The sequence below is a fragment of the Mediterraneibacter gnavus ATCC 29149 genome (assembly GCF_008121495.1).
Classification (GTDB): Bacteria; Bacillota; Clostridia; order Lachnospirales; family Lachnospiraceae; genus Mediterraneibacter; species Mediterraneibacter gnavus.
The window spans coordinates 568,836-587,599 of the sequence record NZ_CP043051.1; the positions used below are offsets into that span (position 1 = coordinate 568,836).

The 18,764-nt window shown below is 40.8% G+C and carries 28 protein-coding genes; 2 read left to right on the plus strand and 26 right to left on the minus strand.

Annotated elements, in window-relative coordinates; genetic code table 11:
- Position 1: 1 nt before the first annotated feature.
- The 18 genes from rplR to rpsJ all read right to left on the minus strand — a co-directional run bounded on the left by rplR (position 2) and on the right by rpsJ (position 8,257).
- On the minus strand, positions 2 to 370 hold the full coding sequence (gene rplR / locus FXV78_RS02855; RefSeq protein WP_004843587.1) for a 50S ribosomal protein L18: 369 nt from the start codon (positions 368 to 370) through the stop codon (positions 2 to 4).
- Positions 371 to 387: 17 nt separating this feature from the next.
- Positions 388 to 930 carry a 50S ribosomal protein L6 gene (gene rplF / locus FXV78_RS02860; protein ID WP_004843589.1) on the minus strand — a complete coding sequence of 181 codons (543 nt, stop codon included), beginning with the start codon at positions 928 to 930 and terminating at the stop codon, positions 388 to 390.
- Positions 931 to 1,034: 104 nt separating this feature from the next.
- Positions 1,035 to 1,436 carry a 30S ribosomal protein S8 gene (gene rpsH / locus FXV78_RS02865; RefSeq protein WP_004843590.1) on the minus strand — a complete coding sequence of 134 codons (402 nt, stop codon included), beginning with the start codon at positions 1,434 to 1,436 and terminating at the stop codon, positions 1,035 to 1,037.
- 49 nt (positions 1,437 to 1,485) lie between these two features.
- Entirely contained in the window at positions 1,486 to 1,671 is a 186-nt protein-coding gene (locus FXV78_RS02870; protein ID WP_004843592.1) for a type Z 30S ribosomal protein S14, read from the minus strand.
- A gap of 13 nt (positions 1,672 to 1,684) precedes the next feature.
- Complete coding sequence (gene rplE / locus FXV78_RS02875; RefSeq protein ID WP_004843594.1) at positions 1,685 to 2,224, minus strand: 50S ribosomal protein L5; 540 nt, start codon at positions 2,222 to 2,224, stop codon at positions 1,685 to 1,687.
- A 23-nt stretch (positions 2,225 to 2,247) separates the two neighbouring features.
- Positions 2,248 to 2,559 (minus strand): 50S ribosomal protein L24, encoded by a 312-nt coding sequence (rplX, locus tag FXV78_RS02880; protein ID WP_004843595.1) that lies wholly within the window; start codon positions 2,557 to 2,559, stop codon positions 2,248 to 2,250.
- Between the two features lie 12 nt (positions 2,560 to 2,571).
- Complete coding sequence (rplN, locus tag FXV78_RS02885) at positions 2,572 to 2,940, minus strand: 50S ribosomal protein L14 (protein WP_004843597.1); 369 nt, start codon at positions 2,938 to 2,940, stop codon at positions 2,572 to 2,574.
- A gap of 57 nt (positions 2,941 to 2,997) precedes the next feature.
- Positions 2,998 to 3,201, minus strand: a complete 204-nt coding sequence (rpsQ, locus tag FXV78_RS02890; RefSeq protein WP_179961931.1) for a 30S ribosomal protein S17 — start codon at positions 3,199 to 3,201, stop codon at positions 2,998 to 3,000.
- A 65-nt stretch (positions 3,202 to 3,266) separates the two neighbouring features.
- Positions 3,267 to 3,473 carry a 50S ribosomal protein L29 gene (gene rpmC, locus FXV78_RS02895; protein WP_004843602.1) on the minus strand — a complete coding sequence of 69 codons (207 nt, stop codon included), beginning with the start codon at positions 3,471 to 3,473 and terminating at the stop codon, positions 3,267 to 3,269.
- Entirely contained in the window at positions 3,463 to 3,900 is a 438-nt protein-coding gene (gene rplP / locus FXV78_RS02900) for a 50S ribosomal protein L16 (RefSeq protein ID WP_004843603.1), read from the minus strand. The genes rpmC and rplP overlap by 11 nt, the downstream gene beginning before the upstream one ends.
- Positions 3,900 to 4,556, minus strand: coding sequence for a 30S ribosomal protein S3 (gene rpsC, locus FXV78_RS02905; RefSeq protein ID WP_004843605.1), 657 nt, complete (start codon positions 4,554 to 4,556; stop codon positions 3,900 to 3,902). The genes rplP and rpsC overlap by 1 nt, the downstream gene beginning before the upstream one ends.
- Before the next feature lie 11 nt (positions 4,557 to 4,567).
- On the minus strand, positions 4,568 to 4,954 hold the full coding sequence (rplV, locus tag FXV78_RS02910) for a 50S ribosomal protein L22 (protein WP_004843607.1): 387 nt from the start codon (positions 4,952 to 4,954) through the stop codon (positions 4,568 to 4,570).
- Positions 4,955 to 4,988: 34 nt separating this feature from the next.
- Positions 4,989 to 5,270, minus strand: a complete 282-nt coding sequence (gene rpsS / locus FXV78_RS02915; protein WP_004843609.1) for a 30S ribosomal protein S19 — start codon at positions 5,268 to 5,270, stop codon at positions 4,989 to 4,991.
- A gap of 26 nt (positions 5,271 to 5,296) precedes the next feature.
- Positions 5,297 to 6,139: a 50S ribosomal protein L2 gene (gene rplB, locus FXV78_RS02920; RefSeq protein WP_009245094.1), complete on the minus strand. Its 843-nt coding sequence runs from the start codon at positions 6,137 to 6,139 to the stop codon at positions 5,297 to 5,299.
- 66 nt (positions 6,140 to 6,205) lie between these two features.
- Positions 6,206 to 6,505 carry a 50S ribosomal protein L23 gene (gene rplW, locus FXV78_RS02925; protein WP_004843611.1) on the minus strand — a complete coding sequence of 100 codons (300 nt, stop codon included), beginning with the start codon at positions 6,503 to 6,505 and terminating at the stop codon, positions 6,206 to 6,208.
- On the minus strand, positions 6,505 to 7,125 hold the full coding sequence (gene rplD / locus FXV78_RS02930) for a 50S ribosomal protein L4 (protein ID WP_004843612.1): 621 nt from the start codon (positions 7,123 to 7,125) through the stop codon (positions 6,505 to 6,507). The genes rplW and rplD overlap by 1 nt, the downstream gene beginning before the upstream one ends.
- Before the next feature lie 29 nt (positions 7,126 to 7,154).
- A complete protein-coding gene (gene rplC / locus FXV78_RS02935) occupies positions 7,155 to 7,838 on the minus strand; it encodes a 50S ribosomal protein L3 (protein WP_009245095.1) in 684 nt (227 codons plus the stop codon).
- Between the two features lie 101 nt (positions 7,839 to 7,939).
- Entirely contained in the window at positions 7,940 to 8,257 is a 318-nt protein-coding gene (gene rpsJ, locus FXV78_RS02940; RefSeq protein WP_004843615.1) for a 30S ribosomal protein S10, read from the minus strand.
- A 963-nt stretch (positions 8,258 to 9,220) separates the two neighbouring features.
- Between rpsJ and FXV78_RS02945 the strand changes: the two genes are divergently transcribed.
- The gene (locus tag FXV78_RS02945; protein ID WP_004843618.1) at positions 9,221 to 10,084 is read left to right on the plus strand and encodes a class I SAM-dependent methyltransferase; all 864 of its coding nucleotides are present in this window, start codon (positions 9,221 to 9,223) and stop codon (positions 10,082 to 10,084) included.
- Between the two features lie 67 nt (positions 10,085 to 10,151).
- Here the strand turns inward: FXV78_RS02945 and FXV78_RS02950 are convergent, their stop codons facing one another.
- Genes FXV78_RS02950 through FXV78_RS02960 form a run of 3 tightly spaced genes read right to left on the minus strand, consistent with a single transcriptional unit; the run spans position 10,152 to position 11,918 of the window.
- Positions 10,152 to 10,880, minus strand: a complete 729-nt coding sequence (locus FXV78_RS02950) for an NAD-dependent protein deacylase (RefSeq protein ID WP_004843620.1) — start codon at positions 10,878 to 10,880, stop codon at positions 10,152 to 10,154.
- Between the two features lie 37 nt (positions 10,881 to 10,917).
- A complete protein-coding gene (locus FXV78_RS02955; protein ID WP_004843621.1) occupies positions 10,918 to 11,529 on the minus strand; it encodes an HD domain-containing protein in 612 nt (203 codons plus the stop codon).
- Positions 11,530 to 11,534: 5 nt separating this feature from the next.
- Positions 11,535 to 11,918 (minus strand): DUF6483 family protein, encoded by a 384-nt coding sequence (locus FXV78_RS02960; RefSeq protein WP_004843622.1) that lies wholly within the window; start codon positions 11,916 to 11,918, stop codon positions 11,535 to 11,537.
- A gap of 199 nt (positions 11,919 to 12,117) precedes the next feature.
- Here FXV78_RS02960 and FXV78_RS02965 point away from each other — a divergent pair, with 199 nt between their 5' ends.
- Positions 12,118 to 12,522 carry a MerR family transcriptional regulator gene (locus FXV78_RS02965; protein ID WP_004843624.1) on the plus strand — a complete coding sequence of 135 codons (405 nt, stop codon included), beginning with the start codon at positions 12,118 to 12,120 and terminating at the stop codon, positions 12,520 to 12,522.
- A gap of 126 nt (positions 12,523 to 12,648) precedes the next feature.
- Here FXV78_RS02965 and FXV78_RS02970 read toward each other — a convergent pair whose 3' ends face one another.
- The 5 genes from FXV78_RS02970 to FXV78_RS02990 all read right to left on the minus strand — a co-directional run bounded on the left by FXV78_RS02970 (position 12,649) and on the right by FXV78_RS02990 (position 18,752).
- Positions 12,649 to 13,545, minus strand: coding sequence for an ROK family protein (locus tag FXV78_RS02970; protein WP_004843625.1), 897 nt, complete (start codon positions 13,543 to 13,545; stop codon positions 12,649 to 12,651).
- 149 nt (positions 13,546 to 13,694) lie between these two features.
- Positions 13,695 to 14,612: a dihydrodipicolinate synthase family protein gene (locus tag FXV78_RS02975; RefSeq protein WP_024854133.1), complete on the minus strand. Its 918-nt coding sequence runs from the start codon at positions 14,610 to 14,612 to the stop codon at positions 13,695 to 13,697.
- A gap of 47 nt (positions 14,613 to 14,659) precedes the next feature.
- Positions 14,660 to 15,349, minus strand: coding sequence for an N-acetylmannosamine-6-phosphate 2-epimerase (locus tag FXV78_RS02980; protein ID WP_024854132.1), 690 nt, complete (start codon positions 15,347 to 15,349; stop codon positions 14,660 to 14,662).
- Positions 15,350 to 15,459: 110 nt separating this feature from the next.
- Positions 15,460 to 17,631, minus strand: a complete 2,172-nt coding sequence (locus FXV78_RS02985) for a sialidase domain-containing protein (RefSeq protein ID WP_004843631.1) — start codon at positions 17,629 to 17,631, stop codon at positions 15,460 to 15,462.
- On the minus strand, positions 17,628 to 18,752 hold the full coding sequence (locus tag FXV78_RS02990) for a Gfo/Idh/MocA family protein (protein WP_004843633.1): 1,125 nt from the start codon (positions 18,750 to 18,752) through the stop codon (positions 17,628 to 17,630). Before FXV78_RS02990 ends, FXV78_RS02985 begins: the two co-directional genes overlap by 4 nt.
- Positions 18,753 to 18,764 lie beyond the last annotated feature (12 nt).

Consider the following 18,764-nt stretch of genomic DNA (forward strand, 5'->3'; position numbering starts at 1 on the left):
CTTAGAAATTCAGTCCAGCTTCTCTAGCTGCATCTGCTAATGCTTTAACTTTTCCCTGATAGATGAATCCGCCTCTGTCGAATACAACATCAGTGATTCCTTTTGCTTTTGCTTTTTCAGCAATTACTTTTCCTAAGTATGCTGCTGCTTCAACGTTGTTGGTTTTTTCTAATTCTGCTTTTACATCTTTTTCAAGTGTAGACGCTGCAACCAGAGTGTTTCCAACTGTATCATCGATAATCTGAGCATACATATGATTATTACTTCTAAACACAGCCAAACGTGGTCTTTCAGCAGTACCGCTGAAACGGTTACGTAATTTCATGTGTTTTTTTCTACGAACTTCGCTTCTTGATTTCTTACTAACCATTTTCACACTCTCCTTAATTATTTCTTACCAGTCTTACCAACTTTGCGTCTGATAACTTCATCAGCATATTTAATACCTTTACCTTTGTATGGTTCCGGTCTTCTCTTATCTCTGATTTCAGCTGCAAACTGGCCAACTTTTTCTTTGTCGATACCTTTTACTGTGATTTTGTTCTGACCTTCCAGTACAGTCTCAACACCTTCCGGATCGATCATTTCAACTGGATGAGAGTATCCTAAGTTCAATGTCAGTTTGTTTCCGGATTTGGATGCTCTGTAACCAACACCATTAACTTCCAGAACTTTTTCGTATCCGTTTGTTACACCAACAACCATGTTGTTGATCAGTGTTCTTGTAAGACCGTGAAGAGATTTCATTTTCTTCAGATCGCTTGGTCTTGTTACAACAACTTCTTCACCTTCAACTTTGATTTCCATTTCAACTGGAAGCTCTTTTACAAGAGTTCCTTTTGGACCTGTTACAGTCACTACATTGTTTGCTGCAACTTCCACAGTTACTCCTGCTGGAATTGCAACTGGCAGTCTTCCGATACGTGACATACCTGTTTCCTCCTTAACTTAGATTTTCGGAGGAGCTGCTTTGGCTCCTCTGTTTTCAGTTACAATTATCTATGTTTTACACAGAATATCTCGGTGTTCAGTGCCTACCAAACGAAGCAGAGTACTTCTCCACCTACGCCAAGTTTTCTGGCTTCTTTATCTGTGATAACACCTTTGTTTGTAGAAAGGATTGCTGTTCCGAGTCCTCCGAGTACTCTCGGGATATCCTCTGTTCCAGCATACACACGCAGACCTGGTTTGGAGATTCTCTTCAGACCAGAGATAACTTTTTCGTTCTTGTCTGCACCATATTTCAGTGTAATATGGATTGTTTCAAAGTGTCCATCTTCTACGATATCATATTTTGCGATGTATCCTTCATTGAAAAGAATCTCAGCGATTGCTTTTTTCATTTTGGATGCAGGTACATCTACTGTATCATGTTTCGCAGTATTTGCATTACGGATTCTTGTAAGCATATCTGCAATTGGATCGCTCATGTTCATTTATATGACCTCCTATATGTTTATACGGGTAGTTTCCTTTGTTCCGGACTTACCAGCTTGCTTTTCTTACGCCTGGGATCTGTCCTTTGTATGCCAGTTCACGGAAGCAAACACGGCAGATACCATATTTTCTCAAATATGCATGTGGACGTCCACAGATTCTGCAACGGCTGTATTCTCTTGTAGAGAATTTCTGTTTGCGCTGCTGTTTGATTTTCATTGATGTTTTAGCCATGAATTTCCCTCCTTTACTTTGTGAATGGCATATTGAACTGTGTCAATAATTCACGAGCTTCCTCGTCAGTCTTAGCAGTTGTAACGAAAATTACATCCATACCTCTGACCTTATCCACTTTGTCGTATTCGATTTCTGGGAAAATCAGCTGCTCTTTAATTCCGAGAGCGTAGTTACCTCTTCCGTCAAATGCGTTCGGATTTACACCTCTGAAGTCACGTACACGAGGAAGAGCAAGGTTGATCAGACGATCAACGAACTCATACATTCTTTCTCCTCTTAAAGTAACTTTACATCCGATCGGCATACCTTCTCTGATTTTGAAGTTAGCCACTGAGTTCTTAGCTCTTGTAAGAACTGCTTTCTGACCTGCGATTTTCTCAAGATCAGCTACTGCTGACTCTAATACTTTCGCGTTTTCTTTTGCCTCACCAACACCCATGTTGATTACAACTTTGTCCAGTTTCGGCACTTCCATAGTGTTTTTATATCCAAATTTTTTGATCATTGCATCAACGATCTCATTCTGATACTGTTCTTTCAGTCTACTCAAAGTTCTGGTCCTCCTTTCCCAAATTAATCAATTACTTTACCTGTTGATTTTGCAAAACGAACCTTTTTGTCTCCATCCATTTTGAATCCTACTCTTGTAGCTTTTCCGTCATGCAGAAGCATTACGTTAGAAGCATCAATGTAGCCTTCCTGATGAACGATACCACCATTCTGATTCGCTGCGCTTGGTTTCGTATGCTTTGTGAGCATGTTGATTCCCTCAACCAGAACTTTTCCGTCTTTGTTATTTACAGCAAGAACTTTGCCTTCTTTGTTTTTATCTTTACCAGCGATAACTTTAACCATATCGCCTTTTTTAATCTTCATAGCTGACATTCTAGGCACCTCCTACAGTACTTCCGGAGCTAAAGAAACAATCTTCATGAAGCGTTTGTCTCTGAGCTCTCTGGCTACTGGTCCAAAAATACGTGTTCCACGTGGGTTCATATCGTCTTTTATAATTACAGCAGCATTTTCATCGAATCTGATATAGGAACCATCTTTACGACGAGTACTGTTTACAGTACGGACAACTACAGCCTTAACAACGTCACCTTTTTTAACAACGCCGCCTGGTGTTGCATCTTTAACAGACGCAACGATAACATCTCCGATGTGGGCATATCTTCTTGTAGAACCGCCAAGCACACGGATACAAAGTAATTCTTTAGCACCTGTGTTGTCTGCTACTTTAAGTCTACTTTCCTGTTGTATCATGCAGGTAATCCTCCTTTATTTTCCATTCTTTGAACGAATCTTCAAAGTGCGAATCAATTATTTCGCTTTTTCTACGATCTCAACAAGTCTCCATCTTTTGTCTTTAGACAGTGGTCTTGTTTCCATAACTCTTACTGTATCCCCAACGTTACACTCATTGTTTTCATCATGAGCTTTCAATTTATAAGTTCTTTTTACGATTTTCTTATAAAGAGGGTGTTTAACGTGGTCTTCAACTGCGACAACGATTGTTTTGTCCATTTTATCGCTGACAACCTTGCCTGTACGAACTTTTCTTAAATTTCTTTCTTCCACAGTACGACCTCCTATTCAGCTTTAGAAGCTTCTGTGATCATCGTCTGAATTCTTGCGATGTTCTTTCTAACTTCTTTAATTCTGCTTGTGTTATCTAACTGGTTAGTTGCATTCTGGAATCTCAGATTGAAGAGTTCCTTTTTAGCAGCTACTAATTCTTCATTTAATTCTTCTACAGATTTTGCTCTTAATTCGTTTACAAATGTATTAATTTTCACTGTTATCACCGCCTTCTAAGTCTGCGCGAGAAACGATTTTGCATTTGCAAGGTAATTTATGCATTGCAAGACGAAGTGCCTCTCTAGCTGTTTCCTCTGGTACTCCTGCAATTTCGAACATTACACGACCTGGTTTTACTACTGCTGCCCAGTACTCTAATGTTCCTTTTCCACTACCCATTCGAGTTTCTGCTGGTTTTGCTGTTACAGGTTTGTCTGGGAAAATTTTGATCCAAACTTTACCACCACGTTTGATGTAACGTGTCATAGCAACACGGGCTGCCTCGATCTGGTTAGAACGAATCCAGCACGGCTCTGTTGCGACAATACCATACTCACCATATGAAATCGTGTTACCTCTTAAAGCTTTACCTTTCATGGTACCACGGAACTGTTTACGACGTTTCACTCTTTTTGGCATTAACATTATTTATCGCTCCCTTCCTTATCTGCTCTAGTCGGAAGAACTTCGCCTTTGTAAATCCAAACCTTTACACCGACTTTTCCGTAAGTTGTGTCAGCTTCTGCGAATCCATAATCAATGTCTGCTCTCAGTGTCTGAAGCGGAATTGTTCCTTCGCTGTAGAACTCTGTACGAGCCATATCAGCTCCGCCGAGACGTCCGGAAACAGATGTCTTCACACCAAGTGCTCCTGATTTCATTGTTCTTGACATGCAGGATTTCATAGCACGTCTGAATGAAATACGGTTTTCCAGCTGCTGTGCGATGTTTTCAGCTACTAACTGAGCATCTTTATCTGGTCTTTTTACTTCTTTGATGTCTACGATTAATTTTTTGTTTGTGAATTTAGCAAGTTCTGCTTTCACTTTCTCAATCTCAGAACCACCCTTACCGATTACTACACCAGGTTTTGCTGTGTAGATGATGATTTTCACACGGTCAGATGCTCTTTCGATCTCGATCTTGGAAACACCTGCACTGTATAATTTCTTTTTCAGAAATGTTCTGATCTTGTTATCTTCTACCAGGTTATCTGCAAAGTCTTTTTCTGCGTACCATCTAGAATCCCATTCTTTGATAACGCCGACTCTTAAACCATGTGGATTAACTTTCTGTCCCATGAGTGTCCTCCTTATCTTTCATTCAGCACGATTGTGATATGGCTCATTCTCTTTTCGATTCTGTAAGCTCTACCCTGTGCTCTCGGTCTGATTCTCTTCATTGTTGGTCCTTTGTTTGCATAACACTCTTCGATATAAAGGTTCTCAACGTTCATACCGTTGTTGTTCTCAGCATTTGCGATTGCTGATTTCAATAATTTCTCTATTACGCTTGAAGCATATCTTGGATTATAAGCTAAAATACCAAGTGCTGTCTGTACATCCTTACCTCTGATGGCATCCAAAACGTAGCATGCTTTCTGAACAGAGACTCTAGCGTAAGAAATCTTAGCTGATGGTCTTGTGTCTTTCTGCTCGTTTCTTTCTCTCTTGATTTGGGATCTATGTCCTTTTGCCATGGATGAACCCTCCTTCCGAATAATCTAATCTATATTATCTGACTTTTGACTTCTTCTCGTCTTTTCCGTGTCCTCTGTATGTTCTTGTTGCAACGAACTCTCCGAGTTTGTGTCCAACCATATCTTCTGTCACATACACCGGTACATGTTTTCTTCCGTCGTGAACAGCGATTGTGTGTCCAACAAATGACGGGAAGATTGTAGAACGACGTGACCATGTCTTAATAACTGATTTATCACCTGCAGCGTTCATAGCATCTACTTTTTTCAGTAAGCTGGCATCTGCAAATGGTCCTTTTTTAAGTGAGCGAGCCATAGGTTCTAACCTCCTTGTAAACTAAATTATTTGATTGCTTTACCGTCTCTTCTTCTTACGATCATCTTGTTAGAAGCTTTATTTTTCTTACGTGTCTTAAGACCAAGTGCCGGTTTACCCCATGGAGTACATGGACCTGGACGACCGATACCAGTCTTACCTTCACCACCACCGTGCGGATGGTCGTTCGGGTTCATAACAGAACCGCGGACAGTAGGTCTGATACCCATGTGACGCTTACGTCCTGCTTTACCAACGTTGATCAGGCTGTGATCTCCGTTTCCTACGACACCGATAGATGCTCTACAAATGATTGGAACCATTCTCATCTCACCGGATGGAAGTCTAAGTGTTGCGTATTTTCCTTCTTTCGCCATCAACTGAGCGCTGTTTCCTGCTGAACGAACCATCTGTCCGCCTTTTCCAGGATATAACTCGATGTTGTGGATCTGTGTACCAACTGGGATTTCAGAAAGTGGCAGGCAGTTTCCTACTCTTACCTCTGCTTCTGCTCCGTTCATAACTGTCATTCCGTCTTTTAATCCTTCTGGTGCAAGGATGTAAGCTTTCTCTCCGTCTGCGTAGCAGATCAGTGCGATGTTAGCTGTTCTGTTCGGATCGTATTCGATTCCGATTACAGTTGCCGGAATTCCGTCTTTTCTTCTCTTGAAGTCGATAATTCTATATTTCTTTTTAGCTCCGCCTCCGCGGTGTCTTACAGTGATTTTACCCTGGTTGTTACGACCAGCTTTTCTATTTTTAGATTCCAGTAAGGATTTCTCAGGAGTTGTTTTTGTGATCTCAGAGAAATCAGATCCTGTCATCTGTCTTCTGGAAGGTGTATATGGGTTGTATACTTTAATTCCCATTACTGTCTCTCCTTTCATTTTTCCTAATTATTTGTTTCACGGATTTGCACCGTTTAATGTCAAATCTTACAGCCCTTCAAAGATTTCGATATCTGCGCTCTCTTCTGTTAACTGTACAATTGCTTTCTTTGTCTTAGCTGTTTTTCCGAATGTCATTCCACGTCTTTTTGTTTTACCATCAAGGTTCATTGTGTTGACGCTTTTTACTTTTGTTCCTGCGAACATTTTTTCAACAGCTTCTTTGATCTGAGATTTTGTAGCATCTGTGTGTACCTGGAAAGTGTATTTCTTATCAGCCATCATTTCCATGCTCTTCTCAGTGATTACCGGTTTAAGGATTACATCATAATACTGAATGTTTGCCATTATGCGTACACCTCCTCGATATTTGCAACAGCTGCTTTTGTAGCGATTACTGTGTTGTATTTCAGGATATCAAATACGTTGATTGTATTTGTTCTTGCTGTTTTTACATCTGCGATGTTTCTTGCAGAAAGTTCAGCGTTTACATTTCCATCTTCCAGTACAACTAAAGCTTTGTTTACGTTCAGGCTGTTCAGCATGTTCTGGAAATTCTTTGTTTTGATTTCTCCAAAGTTCATCTCGTCGATCACGATGAATTTGTTCTCAGCTACTCTTGAAGAAAGTGCAGATTTCAGAGCTGCTCTTTTTTCTTTTTTGTTGAGTTTCATGGAGTAATCTCTTGGTGTTGGAGCGAATACAACTCCACCGCCTGTCCACTGTGGAGATCTTGTAGAACCCTGTCTTGCATGACCTGTCCCTTTCTGTCTCCATGGTTTTCTTCCGCCTCCGGAAACTTCAGAACGAGTTTTCGCTTTCTGTGTTCCCTGACGTTTGTTTGCAAGCTGGCTTACTACTGCCATGTGTACAAGGTGTTCATTTACTTCAACACCAAACACTGCATCGCTTAAATCGATTGTACCAACTTCTTTACCTTCGATATTATAAACAGATACGTTTGCCATCTGTGTGTTCCTCCTTTCTGTCCGTCAGACTAGTTAGCCTTTACAGTTTCTTTGATTGTGATAAGAGATTTCTTAGGTCCTGGAACGGAACCTTTTACTAACAGCAGGTTGTTCTCTGCATCTACTCTTACTACTTCCAGGTTCTGAACTGTAATCTTCTTTCCACCCATCTGACCTGGCATCTTTTTACCTTTGAATACTTTACTCGGATCGGATGCCGCACCGTTAGAACCAGCGTGACGATGGAACTTAGAACCGTGTGTCATAGGTCCTCTGCTCTGATTGTGACGCTTGATTGCTCCCTGGAAACCTTTACCTTTGGAGATTGCTGTTGCATCTACCTTATCTCCTGCTGCGAAGATATCAGCTTTGATTTCCTGAGCCAATGTATATTCTTCAGCATTTTCAAATCTGAATTCTTTTACATATCTCTTTCCGGAAACACCTGCTTTGTCAAAGTGTCCTTTTTCTGCTTTTGTCACACCATTTCTGTGTGCAATCTCTTTTTTACCGCTCTTGTCTTTTGTGACAATCTTTTCTTTCTTGTCAACAAATCCGACCTGAACTGCTTTGTAACCGTCATTCTCAACTGTTTTAACCTGTGTTACTACACATGGTCCAGCCTGCAATACAGTTACCGGAATCAGGACTCCTGTCTCTTCATTGAAGATCTGAGTCATTCCGACTTTTGTAGCCAAAATAGCTTTCTTCATTATAATTACCTCCTGTGATTTACAGCGGAACGCTTTCGCGCTCATCCTAAATTATAGGATTGTTACTGTCTCATTTTGCTGCCCGCATTTTGTGGACTTTCTTATTTGTTTTTCATTTTGATATCGATGTAAACACCTGCTGGCATTTCCAGTCTGGAAAGCGCGTCCACAGTTTTCTGTGTTGGTGTAGTGATATCAATCAGTCTCTTATGAGTTCTCTGCTCGAACTGCTCTCTGGAATCTTTGTATTTGTGAACCGCTCTTAAGATTGTAACAACTTCCTTCTTAGTTGGAAGTGGTACCGGTCCGCTTACCTGTGCTCCGTTTTTCTTTACAGTTTCGATGATTTTTTTTGCAGATGCATCAACCAGCTGGTGATCATATGCTTTCAATGTGATTCTCATTACTTGACTTGCCATAAAAAAAGTCGCCTCCTTTTCGTACTTTTCACATCAGTACGACAAGCGGTGACTGTACACTCTCCCGTGTGTGTCGTGAGAAACTCACACGTTGTTTCATACCTTTACCCATTATCGGTAAGCAGTAATCAGTTGTGATTCGTACAGTGACTTGTCGCCAGTTTCCTAACTTGACATTCGCTCCACGGAAAACCCGCTATGTGATTTCTCACTAAGCGGCAACCTCACGCTTCAACGCTATCATGCCACAGCTCTCTTAGTATAACGAACTTATTCTCATTTTTCAAGTACTTTTTTTATTTTTTTGTATTTTTTTTAATACAATACAGCCGCTCACACTCGATGTTAGACATAGGCTCTGAACTGTCATGCTCACATGCAAAGAAAAGAATCTATTATAATATGAAGAAACTCTTTTACAATCTTTTCCTTTTTCCCTTCTTTAAGATTTGCCATTTTTGAAATCCCACAGAATCGGAACCTTTTTCTTATTGTCGTATCGTTTCGGAAGTAGCACATGTAACAAAAATCGCACAATTTTTTCGGTAGATTTTCACAATTTCTTGTCAAATAGTAAAAATCAAAATTTTTTTATTCTGATTTCTTGACACTCTTTTTTCTGCGTGATATATTAAAACCGACTTATGAATGAGTCATAAGTCATCGACCATTTAATTTGGTTGCTGTTGCAGTTATACTTTCGCCGACTGTTTCCCCCAAGAACAGTCTTGCGACGGTGAACTCCAATTTATATATACATCCTCATTGTAGGATATTCCCCAGATTTGTATATAATAATACAAACTGCAAAGCAACGAGGAAAACCTCTCAATGACATACCAAAAGCAAAAAGCACGGTTTTTACCGTGCTTTTTGCTTATCATTTTTGCTCATACAGTTGAAAATTTCTTCTATTTATGAGAAGATAAAACAATCATACAGTACGAAAGGAACTCTATTATTATGTGGATAGCTGATAATTGGAAAGATTACGAAGTCATAGACTGCTCAAAAGGTGAAAAACTGGAGCGATGGGGAGATTATATCCTGGTTCGTCCTGACCCGCAGGTCATCTGGGACACTCCAAAGACAGACAAAGGATGGAAATCTAGAAACGGACACTATCACCGAAGCAAAAAAGGCGGCGGCGAATGGGAATTTTTCAGTCTCCCGGAGCAGTGGCAGATTCATTACGGATCTCTCACCTTTAATTTAAAACCATTTAATTTCAAACACACCGGGCTCTTCCCGGAGCAGGCAACCAACTGGGACTGGTTCTCTGAAAAGATCAAAAAAGCCGGAAGATCTGTCAAAGTCTTAAACCTTTTTGCCTACACCGGGGGCGCCACACTGGCTGCGGCTGCAGCTGGCGCACAGGTCACTCATGTGGATGCGTCCAAGGGAATGGTCACATGGGCAAAGGAAAATGCGCTCTCCTCCGGTCTGAAGGATGCACCGATCCGCTGGCTTGTCGATGACTGCGTAAAGTTTGTAGAACGTGAGATCCGCAGAGGCAACACTTATGATGCCATCATCATGGATCCTCCTTCTTATGGAAGAGGTCCCAAAGGTGAGATCTGGAAGATTGAAGACATGATCCACCCGCTCATTCAGTTGTGTACGAAGATTCTGTCAAAGGATGCTCTGTTCTTCCTTGTGAATTCTTATACAACAGGACTTGCTCCTGCTGTTCTGACCTATATGCTTGCAACTGAGTTAAAACCATGGAACGGAAAAGTCGAATCTCAGGAAATCGGTCTTCCGGTCAAAAATACTGGTCTTGTACTGCCTTGCGGTGCATCCGGAAGATGGGAAAGCTGCAACTAAAACAAATAAAAGCAAAAATCTGCAGAAAGTGCCGAATATAATTTCTCAACGCACTCTCTGCAGATTTTTATTTCACTTTAATTCTTCCCAGAATTTCTCCGATCGGCGCGGAAATACTTAAGTTTGCTCTGACTGCCTTTGCCATCTCTGATTTATTGATCACTACCAGATACTTTCCGCGAAAATAGTCGATAAATCCTGCTGCCGGATATACAACCAGAGAGGTGCCTCCGATGATCAGCATATCTGCCTGCGAAATCGCCCTGACAGCCTTTTCGATTGTCGTTCCGTCCAGCGCTTCTTCATATAGAACAACATCCGGTTTGATCCGCCCTCCGCATGAACACACTGGTACTCCTTCTGCCGCTTTCACAAACCCTGCATCATAGAACCGTCCGCATTTTTCACAGTAATTCCGATGAATACTTCCATGCAGTTCATACACAACCTGACTTCCCGCGGCCTGATGCAGCCCGTCAATATTCTGTGTGATGACTGCTTTTATCTTACCTGCATTCTCAAGTTCTGCCAGCTTCAAATGTGCGGCGTTGGGCTTTGCATCCAATACCATCATCTTCTCCCGATAGAACTCAAAAAACGCTTTCGGATGCTTTTCATAAAAACTGTGGCTTACTACTTCCTCAGGTGAATATTTATAAGACTGATGATAAATTCCATCCGCGCTCCGAAAATCCGGAATATTACTTTCGGTAGATACCCCTGCTCCTCCGAAAAATACAATATTGCTGCTCTCATCGATCATTTCCTGCAGTCTCTCTACTCCTGCTTCATACATGTTTCCCACCTCTTTGTCAGTTTCTATTTACAGTTTATCAATCTTCAAATAAGTGTCCCTGCTCAATATGCTTCTGAATGATCTCCTTCATCTGCTCCCAGATTATCTCTGAAGTCTCCGGGATCCGCTCATTTCTTTTATACACCTGACTTCTGTGTACTCCGTGCTCTTCCCAGCTTTTCCCACCTGAAGCATCATTCAGCAAAAGAGGCTGGAAATTATCGAGAAGATGGGCATATTTTGCTTCCGGAGTCTTATAAGCTTCGAACTCTTCCCACAACTTGCGGAATTCTTGTCCCTGATCTTCCGGCAGTAATCCAAAAATACGATCAGCCGCCTTTTCTTCCCGTTCTCTCTTGGTCGCTGCACCACTTTCATCATATGCATACGTATCTCCCGCATCAATCTCAACAAGATCATGGATCAGAACCATGATCATCACCTTCGCCAGATCTATCTCTTCTTTCATGTAATCCTTTAAAAGTACTGCCATAAGCGCCAGATGCCAGGAATGTTCTGCGTCATTCTCTTTTCTGTTTGCATCCGCAAGATATGTCTGCCTGAAAATATTCTTTACTTTATCTACTTCTACAATAAACTGTATCTGCTGTTTTAATCGTGTATCCAATTCTTCTCTTGATCTTTCCATTGTATTTATTCCCCCAGTAATTCTTTCATATCACTGCATCCATATCTGTCCAGAAAATCTTCCATTCCTTCTTTGATCTCATCTCTTGTGTAATGATACCTGTGAAGGACCTCGTCCTCAAAACAATTCAAATACGCATAAAATGCCAGCGCCATCTCCAGATAATCCATATCTCCCGGTACCATTTCTTCATAGAGAAGATTTTCCGCTTCATTGATCTTTCCTTCATCAGCCATCCTGCATAAACGTGTATACAGATCATCTCCTACATGGTATCTGTTCGTTACATCCAGTTCATACATGGGTTTCTTCTTGTTGAATAGCAGTCTTCCCAATACATTTGCAAATTCCTTGATCATACGCATAATATAGTCTTGTTCAACATTCATATTTTCTGCTCCTTTCTGCGAATCAGAAGAATTCTCATTTTTTTCATTATACTCTTGCCATCCTCTGTCAGCAACCCGGAATCTAATCTGCCCGACATTTTTTCAAAAATATATTGACTTGGAGCACACTCCATGCTTTATAGTATTCTTATATCAAGAGTACACAAATACTCGAATTTCCAAAAAGGAGGGATTCTCTTTGACGATCAAAGAAGTCAGTGAAAAATATCAGATCACACAGGACACCCTGCGCTACTATGAACGCATCGGTATGATTCCGGCGGTTCCTCGAACGTCCGGTGGTATTCGTAATTACGGAGAAGCGGATCTGGGCTGGATTGAACTCGCCCTGTGTATGAGAAATGCAGGTCTTCCAGTCGAATCCATGATCGAATACGTGCATCTGTTCCAGGAAGGAGACGAGACGATCCCCGCAAGACTCCATCTCTTACTGGAACAGAAAGAACATCTGATCGAACAACAGAACAAGATTTCGCAAATGTTAAAACGCCTGGAATACAAGATCAGTCGGTATGAAGAAGCAGTACAGACCGGAAAACTTGTCTGGAATGAGGATAAAGCGGAGGAATGCAGGAAACGATAAGAGCTTGTATTAGATAAAAATTGGGATACAAAGATGATCATCAAATAAGAAAAAATCAACAGCTTACACTTTCCTTATTTGGATATGTAAGCTGTTGACGGTTAGTGCCCAATGACATTCCTGTATCTATAATTTTTTGTTTACTCCACAGAAATGATAAAACGCTCCAAGTATTCCTGCATCATTTTGGTGCTTTGCGAATACTATTTTAGTACATTCCTCAATACTGGATATAAGATACTTTTTGACAGAATTTTGAATTTTACCTCGCAGAAACTCTTCCTGGGCCATGATGCCACCACCAAGCACAACAATCTCTGGATTGATCACATAGCAAATATTGGCAATTCCCTTTCCAAGGATTTCTGCCATTTGATCAATGGCACGATTACAAATCATATCTCCTTTTTTGGCTTCCTCGAAGATATGGTATCCATCCCACTTATCTTCAGAATCTCCTTTCCACTGGGATACTTTTTTACTTAAAATGCTGGCTGCCCCAAGCGTCTGAAAATCACTGCCATCCATGTGCATATACCCAACCTCACATGCACTGTTACTAAAACCATGAAATACCTTCCCATCTAACACGATACAGCCACCAATACCCGTACCTATGGTCAACATCAAAACCACCCTGCATCCTTTCGCTGCACCTGAACTATATTCTGCAAGCCCTGCACAGTTTACATCATTTTCCACTTCACATGGTATATGAAATTTATCCTCTAATGTCTTTTTAAATTCCATCCCCGCATAGTCAGGAATCAGTGGTGCTGAATAAAAAATAGAACCGCTTTTTGTATCTACCATTCCTGCAGTAGAAATGCAGATACCCGAAATCTTTCCCTTGGTTTGTTCAATCAGATGCTCCACAATCCCTATAACTTTCTTCAGAATTGCAGGTCCACCCTTCCACGCTTCTGTTCTCAAAGTTTCTTTCAAAATAATTTCCGCATTTTCACAAATGATGCCATACTTAATTGCCGTCCCCCCAATGTCAATACTTATATACTTCTTCATTTCATACCCTCATTTACTTTCTTATTTAATCCCATCTGCATCTTAAATCAAACTCTTTTCAACCTAAAAAGCAACACCCGGCTTTTAAGCTGAGCCGGGCATCACTACTAACAAGTATTCCTACATGGAATCTTGTCTACGTATTATCATTATAGAAATTTCTTCTTCGCATCACAGATCATCTGTGCAGCTTCTTTTACAATCTCCATGTCCTCATCTACCAATGCTGGAAGAGGCTCTCTTACTGCACCAAGTTCCAGTCCTTCATTAATCTTTAGAATTGCTTTAATAACTGCATACATATTTCCATGCGCTGAACACATTTTGTAAATTATCTCATTACAAGCATACTGGATTTTTCTTGCCTCTGTCATCTTTCCTGCATTTATACACTCATCCAACTTTAAGTATAATTCAGGCATAGCACCATAGGTTCCCCCAATTGCACCCTCTGCCCCGATAACACGTCCGCTCATAAACTGCTCATCAGGACCATTAAAGATAATGTACTCAGCTCCTGCAGCCTGCTTAAACATTTGGATATCCTGTACCGGCATAGAGGAATTCTTGACACCAATGACGTTGGGATTTTTCCTCATCTCTACAAATAAATTCTGTGTAAGTGCAACACCAGCAAGCTGAGGTATGTTATAAATTACAAAGTCTGTGTTCGGTGCCGCTGCACTAATGGCATTCCAATACTGCGCAATAGCATATTCCGGTAAGTGAAAATAGATGGGAGGAATTGCAGCGATTGCATCTACCCCCAGCCCTTCTGCATGTCTGGCAAGCTCCTGACTGTCCTTCGTGTTATTGCAGGCCACATGGGCAATAACTGTAAGTTTACCTTCCGCTACTTTCATAACATTCTCAAGTACAATCTTACGGTCCTCCACACTCTGATAAATACATTCTCCGGAAGAACCGTTTACATAGACACCTTTTACCCCTTTTTTTACAAAATATTTTGTCAGTCCCTGTACACCTTCTGGACTAATGTTTCCTTCTTTGTCATAGCAAGCATAAAATGCCGGAATCACACCTTTATACTTCTCAAGATTTCTCATAGTTTTGCTCCTTTGCTTCATAAAAGCCATTCATTTTGTTTTCTCCCCTAGCGTTCCATTTCCTCTACAAATGATTTTGTGATTAACTGTGGTCTTGTGATAATCGAACCAACTACAACGCTGTACGCACCAAGTTCAATGACATGCCTTGCCTTTTGGGGTGTATTGATATTTCCTTCAGCAATTACCTTGTGTTTGACTCCTGCAATAATTTCTCTCAGAATTTCAAAATCATTCTTCTCTATTTTATCTCCCTTACTCTGCTCCGTATAACCGACTAGAGTGGTTCCAATAAAATCAAAGCCAAGATCATCTGCATGAAGGGCTTCTTCTATGGTAGAACAGTCCGCCATCCAAAGCTGATTAGGATATTTTTCTTTCACTTCGTGGAAGAATTCATCCAAAGTCTGATTGCTCGGACGTTTGGATATGGTTGCATCCATTGCAATAATATCCGGTTTCACTTCCATCAATTCTTCTATTTCCTTCATTGTTGGAGTAATATAAACTGCACTGTCTTCATAATCCCTCTTTACAATACCAATGATTGGAAGATCCACTTTTGACCGAATCTCTTTAATATCTTCTTTTGAATTCGCACGGATTCCTCTCGCTCCGCCTTCCTTTGCTGCCAGTGCCATTCTTCCCATGATAAAAGAAGAATGTAGTGGTTCATTCGGCAATGCCTGGCATGATACAATCAATTTCCCCTTCAGATTTGCCACTTTCTGATACATCTCTTTTTCCTCCTTGGATTTAACTTCCGTATCATTCATTTCCTCTTTATGAAAATAAGCGGTCACGGTATATACCGCCTATTTTCTTTAATTATCAGGAATATTACATCTTATGGTTGAACTTTCAGTTCATCAATATTAAACCTCTCATATTTCAATATATTTTTCAGATGCAATTCATTTCTTGACCAGGAATCATATTTTTCATATAAAAGCCCGATCTCGCCATCCGGAAGCTCTGTCAGACAGGAATAAGAGTAGCCCATTTGAGGGGTATCCACAGAATAGCAATATTTCCAATCTACAGAATACTTATCTTTTCCGGAATTTCCTGTTTCGCTGATCAAACCAATCCATATCTTTCCATTTTTTCTGCCATTGGTCGCATTTGGTGCTGATAGTAAGATAGCAGGCTTTCCATCAACAGGCTGTGAATAATTAATCACTGACAACTGCGTTCCATACCCTGTTGTTGCAATTTCTGTTAGTGGAACTCGCTCACTCCAGGTTTCTCCTCCATCTGTACTCATCACTTGTGCAATATATCCTGATCCTGTACGCAGATAAGTTTTCAAGGAACCATCCGGCATTTCTACGATCTGTGCTTCTGCGGTTGCCCCACCTGTATTCTGGTCTGCTTCTACGTATGTCCAGTTATTTCCATGGTCATCACTATACATAAATCCCAGTTCTGCAGATGATTTCGAATACAATGGAACAATCAATCTTCCGGCATGTTCTCCATTTGCTATCTGTTTGCCTACACCTGGTCCCAATACGAGAAATTTTGATTCCTCTGGCTTAAAGGTACTTACAATCTGTAAATCAGACCAGGTTTCTCCCTCATCATCTGAGTATTTCATTGCCAAATAAGTTGTTGGGAATACTTTAAAATCTGCATCTTTATAAAAAACATTCATATTTACGTCCGTGTCCGTCTGTGTTTCCAACAACTTTGTACCTTCAAAATTGTAATCATACTGTTTACATAGCATGGCATTTCCATTTTTGTACAGATTATATTCACCATCAACACTATATTCAGTTGCTGAATTTGTAGTATCGTTATAAATGGTTCCATTTTCTCTTACAGAGTAATCATACGTTCCTGCCGCATCATCCTTCCAGTGCAATTTCAAATATTTCTTCCCATCAACCTCTTTAAATCCAGAACCTACGGAAGCGTTGGAACTTCCAATTCCTGCCGGCATCATATCAGCAAAAAGAAATACCCGATGTGTTTCCTTATCCTCTAAAAGTACCGGATCTATGTAGGAAGCACTCCCTTGTATCTGCACATTCTTGCCCACCGAATCCCGTGGCCAGTCTATGTTCTTTGCTACATAATCGTCAAACTTCAATGGCAATGTCGGCTGTCCCCACGTTTTTCCACCATCTGTACTTTTCGCAAATGCTGTATTGATCTTACTTTTTGCATCATGGGTGCCACCATATCTTGCATCTGCTGCTGCAATCACTGTACCAGAATCCAACGCCAAAAGGGATGGGATTCGGAAATAGTTGGATTTTGTAGCATCTCCTGCATAAAAGATATTCTCTGCATATATAGTCTTTCCTGTCACAGCAATAAGTTCATCATCAGAAAGTACATCCCGATATACCTGCATTCTCTCTATGGAACCTCCAAATGGATAGGCAACGGTTCCCTGACGCATGGTACCGCCCAGCATTACATTGTCTACTCCTGTAATATCACTGATAAACTTAAATGCCTCCTGATCCAGCGTTGCTATTAATTCGCCATTTGCAAATAGCTTGTACTGTTTATTTTCTTTGTCCGCTTTTAATGCAACTGTGTTGGATACTCTTTCCCCCTTATAACTACCACGCACAGCAGCCGGGCAATCCAGCGTATATTTAAACTCGCCATCTGTATTTCTCAATTCCATACCTACGCCGCCTGCATTTGTGATATATAAGTGGAAATGTCTATCCTGATTTCCTTTTGTACCATTTCCCACACTCAATAACGATTGAATCGCATTTTCACTGGTTGTTTTATAGGAGATAACGATAGTTCCCTGTTCCAATGCTTTTACTGTTGCTGCCCCAGGTTCTTTACTCAAATCATATCCTGTACCTTCCGAGATTTCGATTCCTTCCTTTTGCAACACTGGTACCGAAGAAGATTCTGTATCTTGTTTCTTCTCTGCTACAGCCTCAATCACATCTGTCTGGGCCTCTTGGGCATATACACTCATTGGTGCAACACACATCACTGCAGTTGCTGCTATAGAAACAATTTTTTTATACTTATTCATATCGTACTTCCCTCTCCGATAATCTCACTGAGTTTCACTTTTCGATCTTCGAACCTTGATTTCGTGCAGGCATCTGCCGTCGCAATCGCAGCTCTTGCAGCTTCTCCTGTGAGCAATGGTCTGAATTCATCGTCAACTTCCTTTCCATGGAGAATGCCATTTAGGTATTTCATCTCATTTTTCATAATGCTGTGGAGCCACATTGGCGGTTTCTTTCCTGGCTTTCCATACATAATGGCACCATCCATCTCCGTACCATGATAGATTCTTGTCCGATCATCATCTTCTTCCTGTGACTCATGCACAAGGAAATGTTCCTCCCTGCCATCTACTTTCAGTGTACCGCCACAATCACACATATCAATCTTAATTGCACCTTTTGTTCCTTGAATCAGGACGTAATGTTCTGGCCAATGGAAAGCAGACCCCCATTCTAATACTGCATACCGATTATCAGAAAACTGCATATTCACAAACAACATGTCATCTTCATCTCCAAAAGCCTCTCCCTGATGTGCAACATTTCCACCTGTCATGGTAACTTCTTCTGGCATTCCTCCCATCAAAAACTGTACACAATCCAATTCATGGATGTGATGGTACAGATGTCCACCTGATTTTTCCCTGATTTTTTTCCAGGAAATAGTTGGCTGCTGTTCTTCCCATCCATTTCTTGCAGAATGGCAATAGAGAACTTTTCCAATCACCCCATCATTAATCAGTTTTTTCGCATAGCGTACCCCATGGAAGAAATTCATAACATGACCTGCCATAAAGATTACACCGTGTTCCTGACAGGTTCTTACCATTTCGTCACAATCCTGATAGGAAAGTGCAATGGGTTTTTCACAAAATACATTCACGCCATGTTCTGCTGCTTTGATGACCGGCTCTTTATGTAAGTAATTAGGTGTGGCAACAATAACTGCTTCAACATCTTCCCTGCTATATAGAGTATCCAGATCCGTTTCCACATCACAATCCAACTCCTCTGCTATGGTCTGACCGTTTTCCGGATCAAGGACTGCCACAATCCTAGCACCCTCCTGTTCCTTCATAATTCTTCCAAGTTCTGCACCAAAATATCCTGTTCCTACAATTGCATATCCTACTGTTTTCATTACTTAATACCT

Coding starts and splice junctions, on each gene's coding strand:
- FXV78_RS02945 (WP_004843618.1), top strand. CDS start 9,221: ATGTGGATAGCTGATAATTGGAAAGATTACGAAGTCATAGACTGCTCA.
- rplB (WP_009245094.1), bottom strand. CDS start 6,139: ATGGGAATTAAAGTATACAACCCATATACACCTTCCAGAAGACAGATG.
- rpsQ (WP_179961931.1), bottom strand. CDS start 3,201: ATGGACAAAACAATCGTTGTCGCAGTTGAAGACCACGTTAAACACCCT.
- FXV78_RS02980 (WP_024854132.1), bottom strand. CDS start 15,349: ATGTATCAGAAAGTGGCAAATCTGAAGGGGAAATTGATTGTATCATGC.
- rplF (WP_004843589.1), bottom strand. CDS start 930: ATGTCACGTATCGGAAGACTGCCAGTTGCAATTCCAGCAGGAGTAACT.
- rplC (WP_009245095.1), bottom strand. CDS start 7,838: ATGAAGAAAGCTATTTTGGCTACAAAAGTCGGAATGACTCAGATCTTC.
- rplD (WP_004843612.1), bottom strand. CDS start 7,125: ATGGCAAACGTATCTGTTTATAATATCGAAGGTAAAGAAGTTGGTACA.
- rplW (WP_004843611.1), bottom strand. CDS start 6,505: ATGGCAAACATTCAGTATTATGATGTAATCCTTAAACCGGTAATCACT.
- rplV (WP_004843607.1), bottom strand. CDS start 4,954: ATGGCAAAAGGACATAGATCCCAAATCAAGAGAGAAAGAAACGAGCAG.
- rpsC (WP_004843605.1), bottom strand. CDS start 4,556: ATGGGACAGAAAGTTAATCCACATGGTTTAAGAGTCGGCGTTATCAAA.
- rplN (WP_004843597.1), bottom strand. CDS start 2,940: ATGATACAACAGGAAAGTAGACTTAAAGTAGCAGACAACACAGGTGCT.
- FXV78_RS02950 (WP_004843620.1), bottom strand. CDS start 10,880: ATGTATGAAGCAGGAGTAGAGAGACTGCAGGAAATGATCGATGAGAGC.
- FXV78_RS02985 (WP_004843631.1), bottom strand. CDS start 17,631: ATGAATAAGTATAAAAAAATTGTTTCTATAGCAGCAACTGCAGTGATG.
- FXV78_RS02970 (WP_004843625.1), bottom strand. CDS start 13,545: ATGAAGAAGTATATAAGTATTGACATTGGGGGGACGGCAATTAAGTAT.
- rplP (WP_004843603.1), bottom strand. CDS start 3,900: ATGTTAATGCCAAAAAGAGTGAAACGTCGTAAACAGTTCCGTGGTACC.
- FXV78_RS02990 (WP_004843633.1), bottom strand. CDS start 18,752: ATGAAAACAGTAGGATATGCAATTGTAGGAACAGGATATTTTGGTGCA.
- rpsS (WP_004843609.1), bottom strand. CDS start 5,270: ATGGCTCGCTCACTTAAAAAAGGACCATTTGCAGATGCCAGCTTACTG.
- FXV78_RS02955 (WP_004843621.1), bottom strand. CDS start 11,529: ATGGAAAGATCAAGAGAAGAATTGGATACACGATTAAAACAGCAGATA.
- rplR (WP_004843587.1), bottom strand. CDS start 370: ATGGTTAGTAAGAAATCAAGAAGCGAAGTTCGTAGAAAAAAACACATG.
- FXV78_RS02870 (WP_004843592.1), bottom strand. CDS start 1,671: ATGGCTAAAACATCAATGAAAATCAAACAGCAGCGCAAACAGAAATTC.
- FXV78_RS02975 (WP_024854133.1), bottom strand. CDS start 14,612: ATGAGAAATCTTGAGAAGTATAAAGGTGTGATTCCGGCATTTTATGCT.
- FXV78_RS02960 (WP_004843622.1), bottom strand. CDS start 11,918: ATGAATGTTGAACAAGACTATATTATGCGTATGATCAAGGAATTTGCA.
- rplX (WP_004843595.1), bottom strand. CDS start 2,559: ATGTCAGCTATGAAGATTAAAAAAGGCGATATGGTTAAAGTTATCGCT.
- rpsH (WP_004843590.1), bottom strand. CDS start 1,436: ATGAACATGAGCGATCCAATTGCAGATATGCTTACAAGAATCCGTAAT.
- rpsJ (WP_004843615.1), bottom strand. CDS start 8,257: ATGGCAAGTCAAGTAATGAGAATCACATTGAAAGCATATGATCACCAG.